Origin of the sequence: Streptomyces sp. So13.3, from assembly GCF_005860785.2 — a bacterium.
Lineage (GTDB): Bacteria > Actinomycetota > Actinomycetes > Streptomycetales > Streptomycetaceae > Actinacidiphila > Actinacidiphila fildesensis.
In genome coordinates this window covers 5,978,297-5,998,091 of sequence record NZ_CP048835.1, presented here as the reverse complement: position 1 = coordinate 5,998,091, position 19,795 = coordinate 5,978,297, and the positions used below count along the sequence as shown (strand labels likewise).

Below are 19,795 nucleotides of genomic sequence, written 5' to 3'. Positions count from 1 at the left end.
ATTGCCGCCGCGGGGTCCGGCGGGAATCAGACGTCGAATCCGGTCGACCTGATGGTCCGTAGCGCTCGCACGCGGCGCTCAGAACTCGTCGGCGCCGTTGCGGAGCTCGTACGTCCAGTAGCCGGTCTTCGCGGCGGACTCGTCGACGGAGAGGCCGCCCGAGGGGGCGGTGACGACGCGGCTGCCTTCGGCGGGGCCGTTGGCGGCGAAGAGGTTGACGTTGAAGGTGGTGACGACCTTGTTGTTCTCGTGCACGCCGCCCAGGCCGACGCGGACGTTCGCGTAGGCCGGCTCGCCGGACTTCAGGACGATCGGGGTCGCGGGCTTGCTCTTCGCGACGGCCGGGATGTCCTTGGCGGTCTGGATGTCGCCGAAGGCGATCAGCGGGTACTGGAGGAGGCGGCAGGAGCGGCCGGAGGTGTTGAGGGCGGTCAGGACGATGTGCTCGGTGGGCGTCTCGTCCGCCTTCGCCATCGTGATCTTCACGTCCTTGTAGCCGCAGGCGGGGACCTTGGACGTGTCCGTCGAGCCGGTCGAGTTCTTACCGCCGGTGCCGGAAGTGGAGCCCGTCTTGCTCTTGGACGCGGCGGGGTCCGCCGTCGCCCCGGTGCCCGCCGTGCCGGCCGCCGGCTTCGACGCGGTGTCCGAGGGGGTCTGCGAAGCGTTCGGGGTCCCCGCGGCCTTCGCGTCGGTGTCGTTGCCGCCGCAGGCGGTCAGGCCCAGCGAGAGTGCGGCGACGACAACGGCGGCGGCGATGGTGTTCTTGCGGTGGATACGCACGGTGGATCTCCCCGTAATGGATGGTCGGCGCACGCATTCGGTGCTGAATACAACCTTCCGGTGGTGCGCTGCCGTCCCGCTTACGTACCGCTAACGATCGGCTGACAGCCGTGAGAGCAGTTCCGCGGCCCGTGCCGAGCCCTCCGTGAACCCGGCCGCTTCGGCTGCTGCCGCAGCCCCTTTCAGCTGGTCAGCGGCCTCGTCGGGACGGCCGAGGGCGGCCAGCGCCTCGCCCCGGACGATCTGCAGCATCGCCCGGCCGACCACCGCGTCGGGGGAGACCAGTTCCGCCGCGGACAGCGTGTGCGCGAGCGCCTCCTCGTACGCCTCCGTGGTGAGGCAGTGCCTCGCCAGATGCTGGAGAGTCAGCACCTGGGTGGGGGGATGGCCGGTCCGTGCGGCGAGCGTGACCGCGTGGGTCATCAGCTGCCCCGCCCGGACGTGGTCACCGGTGGAGTCCAGGACGGCCCCGAGGTTGACGTAGGCCACCGCCTCGCTGATCGCGTCGCCCGCCCGTGCGGCCAGTTCGGGCGCCTGCTCCAGCTGGACGAGCGCCTCGGCGTCCCGGCCCTCCTCGTGCAGCACCCAGCCGAGCAGTGCCCGCACCCGCGACTGCGCGTCCAGGTCGCCCACGTGCTCCGCCGAGTCGAGCCCGGTCCGGAGGAGCGGCACCCAGCCGTCCCTGATCCGCCACAGCATCAGCGGCCACTGCACGACGGCGAGCCGCCAGGCCCGGTCGTGCAGGCCCATCGCGACGGCCGCGGCGACCGCGCCCTCCAATGCCGGACGCTCCGCCTCGTACCAGGCCAGCGCCGCCGCACGGTCCTCGAACTCCCTGGTCGCCGGGGGCCGTCGGAAGTCCGGGGGCAGCGAGTAGCAGGGCTGGGAACCGGGTTCGGCGGCGGCGTCCGCCGCGAGCCCTGTGTAGAGGTAGTGGTCGATGAGGCGGTGCAGGCCCTGAGGGTCCGCCTGCGGGGCGAGATGGCGGGCGTAGAGGCGGACCAGGTCGTGCGGCGTCCAGCGGCCGGGGACGGTCTCGGTGAGCAGATGGGCCGCGGCGAGCCGGTCCAGGTCGGCGGAGGCCTGTGCGGGGGACATCCCGGCGAGCGCGCCCGCCGCGAAACGGTCCAGGTCGGACCCGGTGTGCAGGCCGAGCGCGCGGAACATCCGGGCGGCCGGCTCGGGCAGTTGCTGCAGCGTCAGCCGCAGTGCGGCCGAGACCCCGGTGTCCTCGATGTTCAGCAGGGCCAGACAGCCCTGTTCGTCGGCCAGTTCGCCGACCATCGCGTCGAGCGTCCACTGCGGCCGCTCGGCCAGCCGTGCCGCCGTCACCCGCAGGGCGAGCGGCAGCCCGTCGCAGAGTCCGGCCAGCCGCGCGGCGGCGCCGGGCTCGGCGGCGACCCGATCCGCGCCCAGCACGCTGCGGAGCAGCGCCACCGAGTCGGCCGGCGGAAGGTGTCCGAGAGGTACCGGCCGGGCCGCGTCGGAGGCGATGAGGCCGCCGAGCCGGTCTCGGCTGGTGACCAGCGTCGTGCAGCGGTCACCGCCGGGGAGCAGCGGCCGGACCTGCTCGGAGGAGCGCGCGTTGTCGAGGACGACGAGGAGCCGGCTGTCCGCGGTGAGGGAGCGGAACATTGCGCCCATCGCGTCGGCGGTCTCCGGTATCCGCTGCGCCGGGGTACCGAGTGCCAGGAGGAACTCCCGCAGTACGGCGCCGGCTTCGGGCGCCGGGGTGTCGCTGAAGCCGCGCAGGTCGGCGAAGAGCCGTCCGTCCGGGAAGTCGGCGCGCCGGTCGTACGCCCAGTGCACGGCGAAGGCGGTCTTGCCGACGCCGGCGGGCCCGGTGACCAGGCAGACGGGCGCGTCCCCGGCATCGACGGCCCGGGCGAGCGACGCCAGTTCGGCGCCCCGTCCGGTGAATCCGCGCGGCGGCCGTGGCAGCTGCTCGGGGACCGCGACCGCGGTGTGGAGGGCGGGGCGCTGGGCCGGCATGGGTTCCGCGGAACGCAGGAGCGTCGCGTACGCCTCGCCGAGCGCCTCGCCGGGGTCAACGCCGAGCTCCTCGGCGAGCAGCCGCCGGGTGCGGTGGTACCAGCCGATCGGTCCGACTGGCGCCCCGAGCGGCCCAGCGCCAGCATCAGCGCGGCCGCCAGGGTCTCCCGCAGCGGGTGCGCGACGGCTTCGGTGCGGAGCACGGCGGCGGCCCGGCCGTGCTCGCCGAGCTGCCCGTACGCGTCGGCGAGCGCCTCCACCGAGGCCAGCCGCCGCTCCTCCAGCCCGCCGGCCGCCGCCTCCAGCGGCCGGCTCTGCACGGTCCCGGTGAGCGCGGGTCCCTGCCAGAAGGAGAGCGCCTCCCGCAGCATCCGCACGGCGTCGGCGGGCCGCCGCTGCACCCCGGCAAGCGCGACGAGCTCTTCGAAGCGATGGGCGTCCACCAGGGATTCCGGCAGGTGCAGGGTGTACGCCGTCCCCTGCGTGGCGAGCTCGACCCCGTACGCCGACGCTCCGTGCTCGGCGAGCACCGCCCGCAGCCGTGAGACATGGCCCTGCAGGACGGTCTTGGCGTGGGCGGGCGGCTCGTCCTCCCAGAGGGCGCCGATCAGCTGGCTGACGTTCACCGGGGTATTGGGCCGCAACAGCATCATGGCCAGCAGGCTGGAGCGTTTGGCGGGCCCCAGCGCCACGTCCCCGTTCTCCGTGACCACGGCGACGGATCCGAGCAGCCGGAATTCCACCTCATACCTCCACGATCCGCTTCGCCCCGGCAACCGAGGATACGCAGCGGTAGCCGGCCTCCGATGCCACCCCATGGCCGGTGATCCGAAGGTGATCGGCTGGTGATCCCTCGGTGATCACCGGCGCGGCCCGGTGACGGCCGTCTGCCGACGGGCACCTGCCGACGGGCGGGGCCCGGCTCCCCGCCGTAAAATTTGACCATGGAAGACCGACCGGTCACTCCCATCGCACCCGAGCTCGTCGTCGAAGCTGACGGCGACTCTCAGGTGATGGAACCGAGCAGGTCCTACCGTATCGGGCGCGATCCGCAGAGCGACGTCGTGCTGAGCGACGACCGGGTCTCCTGGCACCACGCGGTCCTCCGGCCCGCCGTCGGCCACTGGATGCTGGAGGACGACCACAGCACCAACGGCACGTACGCCGACGGACAGCGGGTGCGGCTGTCCTCGGTCGGCCCCGGCAGCGTGATCCGGTTCGGTGACGCGGACGACGGACCGCTGGCGGTCCTCAGCAGACCGGCGGTGGTGCACCCGGCGGAGGTCCGGCGGCCGTCGTCCGTCTCGCATCCCGCCGCCACCCGTACGTTCCGCCGGCCGAGTTCCGTGCGGCCGCTGCCCTCGACGGCCCGCACGGTGCGGATCGGCCGCGCTCCCGACAGCGACCTGGTGATCGACGAGCTGGTGGTCTCGCGCCGGCACGCCGAGCTGCGGGCGGGTCCTGACGGCTACGAGATCGTCGACCTGGGCAGCCACAACGGCACCTACCTCAACGGCCAGCCGGTGGCCCGCGCCCCGGTGATCCCCGGCGACATCGTCGGCATCGGTCACTCCGCCTTCTGCCTCGTCGGCGACGAACTCCAGGAGTTCGTCGACACCGGCGAGGTGTCGCTCGACGTGCAGGACCTGGCGGTACGGATCGACAAGGGCCACCGGACGCTGCTGGACGGGATCTCCTTCCCGGTCGGCGAGAAGTGCCTGCTGGCGGTGGTCGGCCCGAGCGGCGCGGGCAAGTCGACGCTGCTCAACGCGCTGACCGGGCAGCGCCCCGCGGACGAGGGCACCGTCCTCTACGACGGCCGGGACCTGTACCGGGACTACGCCGAGCTGCGCCAGCGCATCGGCCTCGTACCGCAGGACGACATCCTGCACTCGCAGCTGACCGTGCGGCGGGCCCTCGGCTACGCGGCGGAACTGCGCTTCCCCGAGGACACCGTCAAGGCGGAGCGGCAGGCGCGGGTCGACGAGGTGATCCAGGAGCTGGGACTCGGCCAGCGGGTCGGCCAGCCCATCCACAGCCTCTCCGGCGGCCAGCGCAAGCGGGTGAGCGTGGCGCTGGAGCTGCTGACGAAGCCGTCCCTGCTCTTCCTCGACGAGCCGACGTCCGGTCTCGACCCGGGCATGGACCGCTCGGTGATGCACATGCTGCGCGGCCTGGCGGACGACGGCCGCACGGTCATCGTCGTCACGCACAGCGTGCTGAGCCTGGACGTCTGCGACCGGCTGCTGGTGCTCGCGCCGGGCGGGAAGATCGCGTACTACGGGCCGCCGGAGGACGCGTTGGCGTACTTCGGGTTCGAACAGTGGCCGGAGGCCTTCGAGGCGTTCGAGAACGACGGGGAGCGCGACTGGTCGGGCCTGTACCGCGCCTCGCCGCTGCACCGGCAGTACATCTCGACGGAGTCCCGGCAGCCGCAGCACGTCCCCGGGCCCGCGCGGGTCCCGGTCGCCCCGCCGAAGCCGCAGAGCTGGGGCGCGCAACTGCGCACGCTGGTCCGGCGGTACGCGGCCGCGCTGACGGCCGACCGGACGTTCCTGATCATCATGGTGGCCCTGCCGTTCGTGATGGGCGCGATGGCGCACGCCCTGGCCGGCAGCAAGCTCACCCAGGAGACGGCGTTGAACGGGCTGCTGATCCTGTGCGTCGGAGCCGTGCTGACCGGCGCCGCGAACGCCGTACGCGAGCTCGTCAAGGAGCGGGTGATCTACCAGCGGGAACGGGCCGTCGGGCTGTCCCGGTCCGCGTATCTGATGTCGAAGGTGGTGGTGCTCGGGACGATCACGGTGGTGCAGGCCGTGGTGCTCACCATGGTGGGGCTGTTCGGCGTGGATCTGAACGCCCCTGGAGGGAAAGGGGTGTTCCTGCCACCACTCCTCGAAATCACCCTCGCCGTGGCGTTGCTGGCCTTCACCGCGATGATGCTGGGCCTGTTCGTGTCCGCGCTCGTGCGGAAGGAGGAGGTCACCATGCCGCTGCTGGTCCTCCTCGCGATCGTGCAGGTCGTGTTCTGCGGTGCGCTGCTGAAGCTGAACGGCGTGCCGGGGCTGGAGCAGCTGTCCTGGCTGGTGCCGTCCCGCTGGGCGCTGGGCGCCATGGCGGGCACGGTGGGCCTGCACCGGATCGTGCCGCAGGAACTCACCTCGGACCCGCTGTTCCGGCACTCGCCCGGGGTCTGGCTGCTGAACATGGGCATGCTGGTCGTCCTCTCGGCGGTGCTGGGGTTCCTGGTCGCCAGGCTGCTGCGGCGGCACGAACCCGCGATCATGCGGAAGTAGCGCCGAACGCCCCGCGCTTTCGTCTGCCATCCCCACCCGTACCCGTACCCGTACCCGTGCCCCGAGGAGCTGCCCGTGACTGTCGCTCCCGACTTCCTTCCCACCCATGTCGTCCCGCCGGAAGGCCTGATGACCTGGTCGGCACCGGACGCGACGCAGCCGAGCGGCCCGCTGGACCCGCTGCTGCCCGTCCAGGTCGTCGACCGCCGGGGGGACTGGGCGCTGGCGCTGTGCTCCAACGGGTGGTCGGCGTGGGTGGACGGCCGGCTGCTGCTGTCGGTCCCGCACGGACCGCCCGCCGCCGGGCAGCCGTCCGCCCGGACCGCCGACCCCCGGCCGCTGCTGGCCACCGTCGAGGCCGAGGTGGGCCGCTACCGGCGGCTGGTCGAGGAACTGGGGACCGGGCAGCTGGACGGCGAGGAGTTCCGGGAGCGCACGCGCGGCATGCGGGTCGGTGTGGTCGTGGACGGCGAAGCGGTCTGGCTCTACGACCAGCGCCACGAGCGGTGGTGCTACTGCGACGGGGTGTCGCTGCGGACGTTCGCCGCCTCGCAACGGCCGTCGGCCGGGGGTGGCGACGGGAACGCGGACAGAGGCGGCGGGGCCGTACCTCCTGAAGAGGCGGCCGCCGGCGCCGACGAGACCCGGGTCGCCGAGAAGACGAGGTTCGCCGATGGGCCCCCGGCCGCCGGGAAGACCCGTGTCGTCCCGTCGGCCGACCATCCGCCGACGCGGTTCGGTGAGCCCCGGTGACCAGCCGGGACCCCTCACCCGACTCCGGACTGCGCGGGCACCGGATCGCGGAGTACCAGCTGGAGGACGAGATCGGCCGGGGCGGTATGGCGGTCGTCTACCGGGCGCGGGACCTGCGGCTCGGCCGGACCGTGGCCGTGAAGGTGCTGGCGCCGGAACTCGCCCGCAACGACAACTTCCGCAAGCGCTTCGCCCATGAGTCACGGGTGGCGGCGGCCATCGACCATCCGCACATCGTGCCGATCTTCGAGGCCGGTGAGACGGACGGCGTGCTCTACATCGCCATGCGGTACGTCGAGGGCAGGGACCTGCGGGCGCTGCTCGACCGCGAAGGGACGCTGTCCCTCGAGGCCACCTGCCGGGTGGCCCTGCAAGTGGCCTCGGCGCTGGACGCCGCGCACGCGCACGACCTCGTGCACCGGGACGTCAAGCCCGGCAACATCCTGTTGGCCGAAGGCACCGACAGCGACCGTCCCGAGCACGCCTATCTGACGGACTTCGGCCTGACGAAGAAGTCGCTGTCACTGACCGGCTTCACCAGCGTCGGGCAGTTCGTGGGCACGCTGGACTACGTGGCGCCCGAGCAGATCTCGGGCCGGCCGGTGGACGGCCGGTGCGACGTCTACAGCCTGGGCTGTGTGGTCTTCGAGATGCTGACCGGGGCGCCGCCGTTCCGCCGCGACGACGACATGGCCCTGCTCTGGGCGCACCAGTACGACTCGCCGCCGGGCCTGTCCGAGCTGCGGCCGGGCCTGCCGCAGGCCGTCGACGCGGTGCTGGGCAAGGCCCTGGCCAAGGCCCCCGAGAACCGTTACGAGACCTGCCGGGGGTTCGTCACGGCGCTGCGGACCGCCGGCCGGAGCGGCCGGCCGGGGACGGCGGGGAGTCCGCCGGCCGAGCATGCCGCCACCCGGGTGAACTCGGGTGGCGGCGCGGAGGCGGACGGCCGGCGGCAGCGGACCGCGGCTCCGCCGCCACCACCGGGCTGGGCCGCGCCGGTGTTCCCGGCCCGCCCCGGCTGACGTTCACCGCCCGTCACCTCGCGGCCACGACCGCCCCCTGCCCGTCTCAGTCCGCCGTCGCGTCCTTCACGTCGCCCGGACGATGGCCTACGTGCCGGGCCAGCAGGCTGCCGAGGAACCCGGTGACCAGCCCCCAGAGCGCCGCCAGGACGACCAGCAGGAAGAGGTGCGGTTCCAGGGAGACCTCTCCGCCCAGACCGCCGCCGAGGTCTCCGATGCCGATCAGGGACAGCCCGTAGCGCGCGGAGATCCGGGTGGTCAGTCCGACGAGGAGCAGGGCGACGGCCGAGGCCACGGCCATGTCGACGGCGTGCCGCCACGCCGGCGTCCGGACCGGGGAACGTACCGCCGCGACGAACCCGGCGCCGAGCAGCGCCACGGCGGCCACGGCCACCAGAAGCCAGGCCCGGCCGTCGTACTGGGCGAGCGAGCTCATGTCGAGCGTCCGGTCCACGCCCTTGCTGCGGAGCACCTGGTCGAGCATGTGCGGCATGGGCAGCCCGATGGCCTGGTCCACGTGCCCCTCCCACGTTCCGCCCATGCCGAGGCCGAGTGCGATCCAGACCAGGTTCGGCAGGCCGAGGAGCAGGACGGCGACGGTCTCAGCCGGATGGCCCCGCGTGATCAGGGTGACCAGCCCGGCGATCAGGCCGATCACCACATAGCCGAGCAGCACCAGCAGCATCGCGAAGGCCGGCGGCCGGACGGAGTTCTGGAAGTGCAGCAGCCGGGAGGGCAGCGGTGCCTTCCGGGAGACGAGGAAGGCGAGCGCGAGCACGGCCAGCACCCAGAGGAGGCCGAATCCGAGGGTCGGGGGGACGTCCGCGCGGAATCCGACCTGTGGCGTCGCGCCGAGCGCCTCGCCGAGGTCCTGCTCGATGCCGTTGCCCACCGGGATGCTGAAGGTGTGGCGGGCCGCGAGGGCGAGCAGCAGGAGCAGCAGCAGCCAGAGCACGGCCGTTCGGGCGACCCGGCCGAGCAGCTCTCCGACGTCGGTCACCGCCCTCGCGCGCAGCGGCAGCAGGAAGACGACGGCGGTCACGAGGGAGCCGGCCAGCGTCACCGACAGCGGAATGACGTCGATGGCGGCGTCCGTCCGGGCGAGGAACCCGGCGTCACCTGACAGTTCGACCGAGCCGCCGACCGCCATGACGACCACGGCCGCGACCACCGGGGGGAACGCGCCGCCGGGAAGGTCGCCCGCGCCCGCCGCCCACAGGCCGAGGGCGGCCACGACGAGCATGACGGCGGTCCCCGCCACGGCTGTGGCGAGGGCCTCTCCCCAGGCCCGGAGGGCGCTGGGAACGGGGCTTCGCGGCTGACTCACGCTGTCTCCTGCCGGGAACGGAGGCGATGCAGAACTTGCGGGCGACAGTGCACCGGATCACACAATGGACCAAAACTGATGATTACTGGGCAAATTTCTCACTGCGCCGGACGATCCGCGCGCCGGAAGAGGGACTCGTGACATCTGCACCGCCCCCCGAAAGCCACCCGACCGGCCCACCGTCGGGCCCGCTCGCCGCGCCGCGCCCGTCGGACCCGACGCAGGCCATGCCCCGGCAGCAGCCCGCCCCGTCGGGGCAGGGGCGGCTCGCCGGGCGGCCCCGAGGACGGGAGCGGCGGCCGGGGCGGCGGAGGCGGCGGGGACGGGGAGCGGGGGCCCGGGAGACCACCGGCCCTGGTGGCGGTCCGCGCCCCGGGTCGCCCTGATCGCGGTCGTCCTGGTCGCGGCCGTGGCTCTGGTCGTCTTCCTCACCCGTCCGGACAAGAAGTCCGCCGACACGAGCGGTTCCGACAGCACGGGCCCCGAGCTGTTGCTCCAGCCGGCAGCCGCCGCGGGCACCGCCCCCTTCACCCAGTCAACGGCGAAGGACTCCTCGGAGCCCGCCTCCGCCAGCCCGATGCCCAGCCTGCTGTCCAGCGGGACGGACGGCACCAGCACCGCGGACGGCTCGGCGCCCGGCCTGTACGGCGGCACGCTCAAGGTGTCGAGCTGTGACGTCGAACGGCAGATCGACTTCCTGACGGGCGACGCGGCGAAAGCCAAGGCCTTCGCCGGCGTCGAAGGCATCGAGCCGTCCGAAATCCCCGCCTATCTGCGCTCCCTGACGCCCGTACAGCTGCGCATGGACACCAGCGTCACCAATCACGGCTTCAAGGACGGCAAGGCCACCGCCTTCCAGTCCGTGCTGCAGACCGGCACCGCCGTCCTGGTCGGTGACCGCGGGGAGCCGCGCGTGCGCTGCGCCTGCGGCAACCCGCTCCAGTCGCCGGCACCCGCGCAGAACGCGAAGACGACCGGGCAGGCATGGCCGTCCTACGACCCGGCCAAGGTGGTGACCGTGGCGGACGCGAAGAAGGACGTGGACGCGTTCGTCCTCTACGACGCGCAGACGGACCAGTGGTTCAAGCGCCCGAGGGGCGACACGGGCGCCACGGACACCCTGACGAACCGTCCGGGCAGCGTCACCTCCACCCCGCCGACGACCACGCATTCGGCCACCCCGTCGCCGCACTCCTCGACAACGACCCACTCCCCCTCGCCGACCCCGACCCACTCGCCGTCGACGACGCCCACCCCCACACCCACCCCGACCACCACCGCACCCACCACCTCAGCCCCGGCACCCGAGCCCCTCACGTCCTGACGTCGTCCGGACGGCGTGTGGTCATCCGGCCTGTTCGGTGGTCGCGATCGCCCGCCGCAGGGTCTGCCGGGCGTGGCCCAACTCGTCCGCACGCCGGTCGAGTTGGGCGAGCTGGGCACGGAGTCTGTCCGATCACGGCGGACCACCGGTCGTCGTGCACGGCTTCGCCCCCACCACCGCTGGCGACCTGGCAACGCTGGCCACGCTCGCGCGCCGCCATCCGACCGCTGGGCCCCGAGGGCCTTGTGGAGAAGAGGGCGATGCCAGCACGGGAACCGGCAAGGGGTCGACTCCCGAAAGAGTCGACCCCTTGCCATCTGCGAACCTGACGAACAACCCAGCTTGCGGTAACGAACCGATCAGACGTTGAAGCGGAACTACCCCACAACGCTCTGACCTGCGGGTATGTGGGAGCATTCCAGCACCATCCCAGCACAGGATGCGCGACAAAATACAAGACCCGGGGTCGCCAACGGTACACAACAGCGTCGGCAAGGGGCTGAGGTCTGCGGGGCGTTTCCGCATCGTCTTCGACCTGATCGCGCTCGCCAACTCCCGTGTCTCGCCTGCGATCCGCCCCTCACAGCGGCCAAGCGTTCAGCAAGCCGCCGGGGCCGTAGGCGGCATCGGGCCTCGGGCCGTCGACTCTGCGGCGGGAGACCGCCACGACTGGGACGGGTTCGTCGGTGAGGGCGCCCCTTTGTCGATGGAGAGCTGCCAGGTCGTGCCGTCCATTCGCCGCACCCGTCCATTCGCCCCAAGGTCACTGTGCGCCGAGGGCTCCGTACAGCGCCTCGTCGGCGTCGGTGGCGGGCGGGCCCGCCGCCCACCACTGGCCGCGCTCCTTCTGGTACGGGTACCAGCACCCGTCCGAGCCCCAGCGCAGCTCGACTTCCTCGCCGACCAGCTGCAGGCGGCCACGGGTCCGGCGCGGCCTGGGCGGTCCTGACCGGCCTGGAATCCGTACCTGCAGCAGCCGCTCGCGTGCCGCGGCCTCAGTCTCGGGCGGCGGTACGAGTGTGCCGTCCAGGGCGCTCAGCGCCGCCGGGCCGCCGTAGCGCCAGGCGACGCTCGCCCGGGCGAGCTGGGTGCGGGCCCGGCCCGAGCTGTTCAGGAGGCGGGAGACCACCGGCAGGTCGCCGTCGGCGGCAGCAGCCCGGCGCACGGTGTCGTGCCAGGGGTCGCCGTCCAGCATCAGAAGATCGGCCGCCTGCGTCTGCGCGGCCCCGGCAGCCGCCGTTGTATCGGTGACATCCCGCTGGTCAACCGCCCACACATAGACCGCCGAAGCACGCCGGGCGGCATCGACAGCCAGCAGGTGCAGCGCTTCCGGGGCGACGGACTCGCCCACGAGCAGCACCGGCGTCATCGCCGCGGCCCTCTCCTGGCCCACGACAGGAGCCGGGACGGGAACAAGGAGGGGCGCGGGCAGCACCGGCAGTACGGCAGGACCGTCCGCCGCGCGGGCCCGGGCCCGCGCGAACGCCTCACCCGCCGGGACCCCACTGGGCCGCGCCGCCCGTACGGCCTCCTCGTGCGCCGCGGACTGCTCCCGCGCTCTGTGGCGTACCGAGATCTCGGTGGCTGCCTCGACAAGGTCGCGTCCGCGCAGTACGAGCAGCGCCTCGGCGCGGGTGTCCAGGGCCCGCGCGAACGCGTACGACAGCGCGGCGGCGTGCTTGCACGGGTCGCCCCAGTCGGGACAGGAGCAGTGGTAGACGAACGCGTCCGGCGGTGGGACCAGATCCGTCTCCGCCCGCACCGCGGCATCGACCGCGTGTACGCCGAGCCGACCCTGGGCGAGTTCGAGCAGCAGCTCCCGCCCGGCGGCGGTCCACTCCTCGAAGAGCTTGTCCCACTGCGCCTCGGACAGTTCGGGTACGTGGATCTCGCAGCGGTAGGGGGTACGGCGGCTGCCCTTGACGCGGGCGGCCACCGACCCCGGCCGCACCGTGATCTCGCCGACCGCCCCCTTGCGTGCGTAGGTGCGGGCGCGGGCCAGGCGGCTGTCGTGGCCCGCGGAGAATCCGTACCCGAACGACGAGGAAGGCGTCTGAAGGGAGTCGATCCACTCCTCGCCCCACCAGCTGCTCGCCATCTCCCGCTGCCCGCGCGCCAGTTGCGGCGCCGGGAGGGCGAGGGTACCGGTGCGGCGTCTCATCGGCGGCTCCTGTCGCCGTGGGCGGAGTGCAGGGAGACCAGATCGGCGAGTTCATCGTCGCTCAGGTCGGTGAGGGCGGCCTCGCCCTGCCCCCCGAGCACGGAGTCCGCCAAGTCACGCTTACTGCTGAGGAGTTGGGCGATCCGGTCCTCCACCGTACCCTCGGAGATCAGGCGGTGGACCTGGACGGGCTGGGTCTGGCCGATGCGGTACGCGCGGTCGGTGGCCTGATCTTCCACGGCCGGGTTCCACCACCGGTCGTAGTGGATGACGTGCCCGGCGCGGGTGAGATTGAGGCCGGTGCCCGCGGCCTTCAGGGAGAGCAGGAAGACCGGGGCCTCGCCGTGCTGGAAGGCGTCGACCATCTCCTCGCGCCGCTTCACCGGCGTACCGCCGTGCAGATAAAGGGAGTTGATGCCGCGCGCGGTCAGATGGTGTTCGAGGAGGCGGGCCATCTGCGTGTACTGGGTGAACAGCAGCACGGACGCGTCCTCGGCGACGATCACATCGAGGAGTTCGTCGAGGAGTTCCAGTTTGCCACTGCGGCCGGTCAGCCGGGTCGCGTCGGGCTCCTTCAGATATTGGGCGGGGTGGTTGCAGATCTGCTTGAGCGCGGTGAGGAGTTTGAGTACGAGGCCGTGCCGGGCGATGCCCTTCGCCTCCCGGATCGCGGCGAGCGACTCGCGTACCTGCGCCTCGTAGAGCACGGTCTGCTCCCTACTCAGCAGCACCCGCTCATCGGTCTCTGTCTTCGGTGGCAGCTCGGGCGCGATGCCCGGGTCGGCCTTGCGGCGGCGCAGCACGAAGGGGCGGATGAGCCGGCCGAGGCGCTCGGCCGCCGCACTGTCCTCCTCGCCGGCCGCACCGCCGCGCGCGGCACGCTCGGCGGCCCGCCCGTACCGCTGCCTGAAGGTCTTCAGGGAGCCGAGCAGCCCGGGGGTGCCCCAGTCCAGGAGCGCCCACAGTTCACTGAGGTTGTTCTCCACCGGCGTGCCCGACAGGGCTACGCGCGCCGAACTCGGCAGGGTGCGCAGCGCTTTCGCGGTGGCCCCTGCCGGGTTCTTCACGTGCTGCGCCTCGTCCGCGACGAGGAGCCCCCACGGCCCGGCTTCGGCGAGCGCCTGGGCGTCGCGGCGCATGGTTCCGTATGTGGTGAGGACGATCTCGCCCGGCTTGAGGCCGCCCAGATCGCGCCCCGGTCCATGGTGGCGGCGCCAGGGGGTGCCGGGCGCGAACCTGTCGATCTCCCGGCCCCAGTTGCCGAGCAGGGATGCCGGACAGACCACCAGAGCCGGCCTGCCCGCGGTCGCCGGATCCTCCTGGCGGCGCAGATGCAGGGCGATCGTGGTGATCGTCTTGCCCAGGCCCATGTCGTCGGCGAGGCAGGCGCCGAGCCCCAGCCTGGTCATCCGGTCCAGCCAGGCAAGTCCGCGCAGCTGATAGCCGCGCAGGGTGGCGTCCAGGGCGGCTGGCGCGGCCAACTCGGCCGCACTGGCCCGCTCGGGAGCGGCGAGCCTGTCGCGCAGCGCGGCCAGCCACCCTCCTGCCCGTACGGGAACGAGAACACCGTCGGGGTCCTCCACGCTGCCGGTGAGCGCGGCGGCCAGCGCATCGAGGGCGCCCAGTTCCTTGCGGGCCCTGCGCGCCTTGCGCAGCAGCTCCGCGTCCACCACGACCCACTGGTCACGCAGCCGCACCAGGGGGCGGCGGGCCTGCGCGAGCCGGTCCAGCTCGCCTTGCGTCAGCGTACGGTCGCCGACCGCGAACTCCCAGCGGAAGGAGAGGAGTTGCTCGGGCGAGAAGAACGCGGGGGTCTCGGCATCCTTCTCGCGCTCGGCCTCCTTGTCGGGCTCGATCACCGCGCGGGCCGTCATCTCCCGCGCCAGCTCCTTGGGGAGGTGGACGGCCACCCCGGCGGCCGACAGCGAGGCCGCCCCGCCTGCCAGGAGTCCAATGAACTCCTGGTCGTCCAGGGCGAGTTCATCTGGAACCGGCAGCGAGAGGATCCGGTGCAGCGGCGGCCACGCAGCGGCGGCCCGGCGCAGAACGTCCTCCACCTGGACGCGGGTACGCGGACCGAAACCGCCGCTCTCGCCACTGAAGACGCCGGCCGCGTCCGCGAGGAGCAGCGGATCGGCGAGCGAGTGCACCTGCACGACGGCCCGCACTGATGCACCGGCCACCTCCAGAGCAGCGTCGTACGCGTCCTCGTCGTACGCGTCGCCCTCGTCGTCCGCATATTCACGCATCGCGCCGCCCGGCAGTTCGAGCCGCAGCGAGACGCGTACACCGGCATCCCGGCCGTCGGCCACCTGCGCGGCCCACGCCCGCAGCCCCGGCAGGTGCTGCGCATCCCGCGAGGCGAACGGCCGCATCCCCGCGGCCGCCGATGCGGCAGGGGTACGCGGCAGCAGATCCGCCACCGCGTCCATGAACTCCCTCAACCGGGCGTAAGGATCGGTGAGTTGCAGCGGCGTACGCGCACTCCCCTCCCCCGCGGACTCCAGCGGTACGGCGTACGCGGCGGGCGGCATGACCTCGGCCAGCGCTCGCACCCAGGTCGCGTCCGCCTCCGCATAAGGGCCAAGCCGCCAGGCATCATGGTCACCGGCGCTGAGCCCCGGCAGCAGCAGCCCGCGCCCCGCCAGGTGCAGGGCGTACAGAGCAGCATGCCGCCAGACTGCCGCCGTCTCACCGCACGGCGCATCCGCCTCCACGTCCACGGACAAGACCCAGGGCAGCACCTCGGCCAACGGCCGCACCACCGCCGACACCGTACGCCGACGCGCACCACGCCCATGCGCGGTAACGATCTCCACGTCCTCGGCCGGCAAACCCACGGGAAGCCGACCGCTCCCCGCGACATGAAACGCGACGCGCCCACTGCGCGGTGGATCCGCCGGCAGAAACACCGCCACACACCCGGACAACACCGCCCACTGCTCCCCGGCGAACGCCGGGGACGAAACCCTTTCCCGACCCCCCGCGGGCTCAACAGCCGCATGAGCTACGGCAACAGGGGGTACGGCAACACGGGATACGGCGCCACGGGCCGACCCGCGCACGACAGACAGCCGGGGGGCAGGGATCTCGCCCCCCGCCTCGTCGTAGTACTGCGTCCGAACCTCATGGCCGTCCTCGTCATCCACGGTCACCACCCGAAATACGGTGGCCATGCGCCGATCCCTTCGCCTGCCGGCAGACGGTGGCCCACCCGGATCCACCCCGCCCACCCCGGACAGGCAAGCCTACCGGGCCCGGTCGCGCCCCCTTGACAATCGCCCAGAGTTGGCCCCGGGACACGCCGATGTCGACCTCGACATCCAGCATCGTCTCCCTGTGCGCCTCAACGAGGCATCTGATCGAACAGGGTGCCTGGTTGGGTGATCTTGGCTGGGATGAGCAGCCGCTAGGCTCTCTGGTACCGAAATCCGTACTGGTGATGTACAGTTTTCAGTACCATTCGAGGGCGGCCGGAGCGAAAGGGACAACAGCAATGACGATCACTGGAACCGAGGCGCGGAGGGACTTCTTCCCGCTGCTGAAGAAGGTCAACGACGATCACGCACCGGTGCGGATCGCCTCCAAACAGGGAAACGCCGTCCTCATGGCAGAGTCCGACTACGAAGCGTGGACGGAGACCATGTACCTGCTCGGCAACGCGCGCACCGCCGCTGAGCTGATGGAGTCTGTTGCTGAGCTGGACGCCGGACGCGGCACTGTGCGCGACCTGATCGACCCGGAGGCGGCGGAGTGAAGGTCATGTTCTCCACCCGCGCATGGGAGCAGTACGCGCAGTGGGCCATGATCGACCGGCGCAGCCTCAAGCGCATCAACGTCCTGATCGCGGACATCCAGCGCAACCCCGATGACGGCAACGGCATCGGAAAGCCCGAGATGCTGAAAGGCGCACTCAAGGGCTGGTGCTCGCGGCGTATCACCGAGGAACACCGCCTCGTGTACCGGGTGAGTGGTGACGTACTGGAGATCGCCCGCGTCTACGGCCACTACACCGACCGCTAGCGGGTCAGCCCCGGATCGCGCACCGTGCGGTACCGCCTTCACGATCGATAGGAATACGGCTTCTCAACACCGAGACGCTGCGCGACTGGATCTGGGCCCGTTTCACCGAAGGTTCCCGTTCCGGTCATCGAGGAGTGGCTCGCGTTCGCAACCACGCACCTCCAACGCCTCATCGAGACCGCCTCAGCGCCAAAGCTCCCCACGCCGTCCAAACCCGGCGCCGCCGACCTTGAACCCTTCCTCCGCGGCTGGAGTCCGTACGGGCCCCGCCCGCAATGAGCCCCACCCGCACACTCACCCAGCACCGGCCCACAACCCAGCACGGGCGCCGCACGCCATCCCAGCACGATCCCAGCACGGTAGGGATGAGCAGGGGTGATGACAGGTGACGAGGGGTCAGCTATCCCAGCATCATCCCAGCACGGGAAAAAACAAAGGGCCCGACCCCGGAAGGCCGGACCCCTTCTGACCTGCATGTTTGTCAGATCAGTGACGTGGTGGTATGTCACCGGCTACACGTTGAAGCGGAACTCGACCACGTCGCCGTCCTGCATCACGTAGTCCTTGCCCTCCATGCGGGCCTTGCCCTTGGCGCGGGCCTCGGGGATGGAGCCGCAGGCGACGAGGTCGTCGAAGGAGACGATCTCGGCCTTGATGAAGCCGCGCTGGAAGTCGGTGTGGATCACACCGGCCGCCTCGGGGGCCGTGGCGCCCTTCTTGATGGTCCAGGCGCGGGTTTCCTTGGGGCCGGCGGTGAGGTACGTCTGCAGGCCGAGGGTGTCGAAGCCGACGCGGCCGAGGACGGCCATGCCGGGCTCCTCCTGGCCCATGGACTGCAGGAGCTCGAGGGCCTCCTCGTCGTCGAGTTCGATCAGCTCGGCCTCGATCTTGGCGTTCAGGAAGATCGCCTCGGCGGGGGCGACGAGCGCGCGCTGCTCGTTCTTGAAGTCCTCGTCGGTCAGCTCGTCCTCGTCCACGTTGAAGACGTAGAGGAACGGCTTGACGGTGAGCAGGTGCAGCTCGTGGAGGAGGCGGCCCTGCTCGGTGCCGGCGTGGATGCCGGCGGCGTAGAGAGTGCGGCCCTCTTCGAGGATCTTCTGGGCGTCCAGGACCGCGGCCAGGACGGCGGCCTTCTCCTTCTGGAGGCGGGCCTCCTTGGTGAGGCGCGGGACGGCCTTCTCGACGGACTGCATGTCCGCGAGGATCAGCTCGGTGTTGATCGTCTCGATGTCGTCCTTGGGCGAGACCTTGCCGTCGACGTGCACGACGTTCTCGTCCTTGAAGGCCCGGATGACCTGGCAGATCGCATCCGACTCGCGGATGTTCGCCAGGAACTTGTTGCCCAGGCCCTCACCCTCGCTCGCACCGCGCACGATGCCCGCGATGTCGACGAAGTCGACCGTGGCGGGGAGCAGCTTCTGCGAGCCGAAGATCTTGGCGAGCTGGGCGAGGCGCGGGTCGGGGACGCCGACGACGCCCACGTTCGGCTCGATGGTGGCGAACGGGTAGTTGGCCGCCAGCACGTCGTTCTTGGTCAGGGCGTTGAAAAGGGTCGACTTGCCGACATTCGGCAGACCGACGATTCCGATCGTGAGCGACACGTGGCGACTTCCCGTAACGAGAGGAGCGAGGAGAGTGGAGTGGTCCAGGGACCGATCCACCAGTCTACGGGGCGAGCGCGGGCCCGACCCGTCGCCGTCGAACAGAAGGCCAAGGACCGGGCAAAGGCGTGTCCTGCCAGGGTATGACCGGGGTCATCCGCCTACTTTGAGTGGGTGGAGCAACACAGTGCGCGCACCGGCACCAGGAACGGCACCAAAAACGACACCGGGAACGGCAGCAGAGACGCCCAGGGCAGGCCCCGGCTGCCCAGGCCGGCCCGCCCCACGGGCACGGTGGGGGGTTCGGTGGTCTACCGGTCGGCACGTCGCGGGCCGCTGGCCTCGCTCGCGCCCACGATCACGGCGCTCGCCAGGGTGGTGCGACTGCCACAGGCCCAGCCGAAGCTCACCGGGCTGGGGACGGGGCTGCTGACCGTCGTGGTCACGGTGACCGGCGGTGCGCTGGACGCCCTGCTCTTCGACGGGCCCGGGGTCTTCTTCGGGCTGGTGTTCATCGCGGTGTGCGTCACGGCGGGGCTGTACGTCCGGCCGTACGACCTGGTGGCGGCGCCGATCGCCGCCCCCATCGCGTTCGCCACCGCCATCGCGCTGACCGGTGACGACAACGGCGGCGGCTTCGTCGGCCATCTGCTGGGCATGTTCACCGGTCTGGCCCTGCTGACCGGCTGGCTCTACACCGGCACGCTGCTGGCCGCCGGCATCGTCGGCGTCAGAGCTTTGCAGCGTTCATGGCGGCTCCGACGATCCCCGCGTTGTTCTGCAGACCAGCAGGGACGATCTCGGCGCTGATCCCCTCGATCAGCGGCAGGAACTTCTCCGCCTTGCGGCTCACCCCGCCGCCGATCACGAACAGTTCGGGCGAGAACAGCATCTCCACATGGGCGAGGTACTTCGTCAGCCGGTGCGCCCAGTGCTCCCAGCTGAGGTCGTCCTCCTCGCGGGCCTTGACCGACGCGCGCTTCTCCGCGTCATGGCCGTGCAGCTCCAGATGGCCCAGCTCGGTGTTGGGCAGCAGGTGCCCGTCGACGAAGACCGCGCTGCCGATGCCGGTGCCCAGCGTCAGCAGGATCACCGTCCCGCCGCGGCCCCGGCCGGCGCCGAAGGTCATCTCGGCCATGCCGGCCGCGTCCGCGTCGTTCAGGACGGCCACCGGCATGCCCAGCCGCTCCGAGATCAGGGCGCGGGCGTCCTTGCCGATCCAGTCGGAGTCGACATTGGCCGCGGTCCGGGTCACCCCGTCCACCACGACCCCGGGGAAGGTCACGCCGACCGGCCCCGACCAGCCGAAATGCTCCACGACCTGCTGGACGCCGTCGAGCACGGCGTCCGGGGTGGCCGGATGCGGGGTCGACACCTTGCAGCGCACTTCCGCCAGATCGCCGCGCTCCAGATCGACCGGAGCGCCCTTGATGCCTGTGCCACCGATGTCCACGCCGAACACGTTCATGACCTCCACGCTAAGCGTGAACCGTTCGGCTCACCCCTCGGCACGTGA

13 protein-coding genes and 2 pseudogenes are annotated in these 19,795 nt (G+C 71.7%); 7 read left to right on the top strand and 8 right to left on the bottom strand.

Translation table 11 applies throughout. The features are described from left to right. Positions 1 to 78 precede the first annotated feature (78 nt). Together C8250_RS27165 and C8250_RS27160 are read right to left on the bottom strand one after the other, a co-directional pair. Positions 79 to 780 carry a DUF4232 domain-containing protein gene (locus tag C8250_RS27165; RefSeq protein WP_138351058.1) on the bottom strand — a complete coding sequence of 234 codons (702 nt, stop codon included), beginning with the start codon at positions 778 to 780 and terminating at the stop codon, positions 79 to 81. Between the two features lie 90 nt (positions 781 to 870). Continuing rightward, a pseudogene (locus C8250_RS27160) lies at positions 871 to 3,515 on the bottom strand (BTAD domain-containing putative transcriptional regulator). Between the two features lie 201 nt (positions 3,516 to 3,716). Here C8250_RS27160 and C8250_RS27155 point away from each other — a divergent pair. The 3 genes from C8250_RS27155 to C8250_RS27145 all read left to right on the top strand — a co-directional run bounded on the left by C8250_RS27155 (position 3,717) and on the right by C8250_RS27145 (position 7,843). Then, on the top strand, positions 3,717 to 6,068 hold the full coding sequence (locus tag C8250_RS27155) for an FHA domain-containing protein (RefSeq protein ID WP_138351059.1): 2,352 nt from the start codon (positions 3,717 to 3,719) through the stop codon (positions 6,066 to 6,068). Positions 6,069 to 6,197: 129 nt separating this feature from the next. Beyond that, positions 6,198 to 6,821 carry a hypothetical protein gene (locus tag C8250_RS27150; RefSeq protein WP_244809854.1) on the top strand — a complete coding sequence of 208 codons (624 nt, stop codon included), beginning with the start codon at positions 6,198 to 6,200 and terminating at the stop codon, positions 6,819 to 6,821. Continuing rightward, the gene (locus C8250_RS27145) at positions 6,818 to 7,843 is read left to right on the top strand and encodes a serine/threonine-protein kinase (RefSeq protein ID WP_138351061.1); all 1,026 of its coding nucleotides are present in this window, start codon (positions 6,818 to 6,820) and stop codon (positions 7,841 to 7,843) included. The genes C8250_RS27150 and C8250_RS27145 overlap by 4 nt, the downstream gene beginning before the upstream one ends. Before the next feature lie 46 nt (positions 7,844 to 7,889). Here C8250_RS27145 and C8250_RS27140 read toward each other — a convergent pair whose 3' ends face one another. Continuing rightward, a complete protein-coding gene (locus C8250_RS27140; RefSeq protein ID WP_244809852.1) occupies positions 7,890 to 9,086 on the bottom strand; it encodes a streptophobe family protein in 1,197 nt (398 codons plus the stop codon). Between the two features lie 493 nt (positions 9,087 to 9,579). On the opposite strand from C8250_RS27140, the gene C8250_RS27135 reads away from it, so the two are divergent. Further along, on the top strand, positions 9,580 to 10,494 hold the full coding sequence (locus C8250_RS27135) for a DUF6777 domain-containing protein (protein ID WP_187144996.1): 915 nt from the start codon (positions 9,580 to 9,582) through the stop codon (positions 10,492 to 10,494). 580 nt (positions 10,495 to 11,074) lie between these two features. On the opposite strand, the pseudogene C8250_RS43715 reads toward C8250_RS27135, so the two are convergent. From C8250_RS43715 to C8250_RS27125, 3 genes and pseudogenes are all read right to left on the bottom strand, one after another. Beyond that, positions 11,075 to 11,224 (bottom strand): annotated as a pseudogene (locus C8250_RS43715) (ATP-binding protein); the annotation flags it as partial. A 33-nt stretch (positions 11,225 to 11,257) separates the two neighbouring features. Continuing rightward, entirely contained in the window at positions 11,258 to 12,655 is a 1,398-nt protein-coding gene (locus C8250_RS27130) for an SWIM zinc finger family protein (RefSeq protein WP_138358623.1), read from the bottom strand. Beyond that, positions 12,652 to 15,588 (bottom strand): DEAD/DEAH box helicase, encoded by a 2,937-nt coding sequence (locus tag C8250_RS27125; RefSeq protein ID WP_244809382.1) that lies wholly within the window; start codon positions 15,586 to 15,588, stop codon positions 12,652 to 12,654. The genes C8250_RS27130 and C8250_RS27125 overlap by 4 nt, the downstream gene beginning before the upstream one ends. Positions 15,589 to 16,151: 563 nt before the next feature. Between C8250_RS27125 and C8250_RS27120 the strand changes: the two genes are divergently transcribed. Both C8250_RS27120 and C8250_RS27115 read left to right on the top strand, forming a co-directional pair. After that, on the top strand, positions 16,152 to 16,412 hold the full coding sequence (locus C8250_RS27120) for a type II toxin-antitoxin system prevent-host-death family antitoxin (protein ID WP_138358631.1): 261 nt from the start codon (positions 16,152 to 16,154) through the stop codon (positions 16,410 to 16,412). Next, the gene (locus C8250_RS27115; protein WP_138358619.1) at positions 16,409 to 16,678 is read left to right on the top strand and encodes a Txe/YoeB family addiction module toxin; all 270 of its coding nucleotides are present in this window, start codon (positions 16,409 to 16,411) and stop codon (positions 16,676 to 16,678) included. Before C8250_RS27120 ends, C8250_RS27115 begins: the two co-directional genes overlap by 4 nt. 512 nt (positions 16,679 to 17,190) lie before the next feature. Here C8250_RS27115 and ychF read toward each other — a convergent pair. Then, positions 17,191 to 18,279 (bottom strand): redox-regulated ATPase YchF, encoded by a 1,089-nt coding sequence (gene ychF / locus C8250_RS27110; protein ID WP_138358617.1) that lies wholly within the window; start codon positions 18,277 to 18,279, stop codon positions 17,191 to 17,193. A gap of 174 nt (positions 18,280 to 18,453) precedes the next feature. Here ychF and C8250_RS27105 point away from each other — a divergent pair, with 174 nt between their 5' ends. Beyond that, positions 18,454 to 19,089 carry a DUF6542 domain-containing protein gene (locus C8250_RS27105; RefSeq protein WP_232484659.1) on the top strand — a complete coding sequence of 212 codons (636 nt, stop codon included), beginning with the start codon at positions 18,454 to 18,456 and terminating at the stop codon, positions 19,087 to 19,089. Here the strand turns inward: C8250_RS27105 and C8250_RS27100 are convergent. Beyond that, complete coding sequence (locus C8250_RS27100) at positions 19,010 to 19,747, bottom strand: polyphosphate--glucose phosphotransferase (protein ID WP_138358615.1); 738 nt, start codon at positions 19,745 to 19,747, stop codon at positions 19,010 to 19,012. The genes C8250_RS27105 and C8250_RS27100 overlap by 80 nt on opposite strands. Between the last annotated feature and the right edge of the window lie 48 nt (positions 19,748 to 19,795).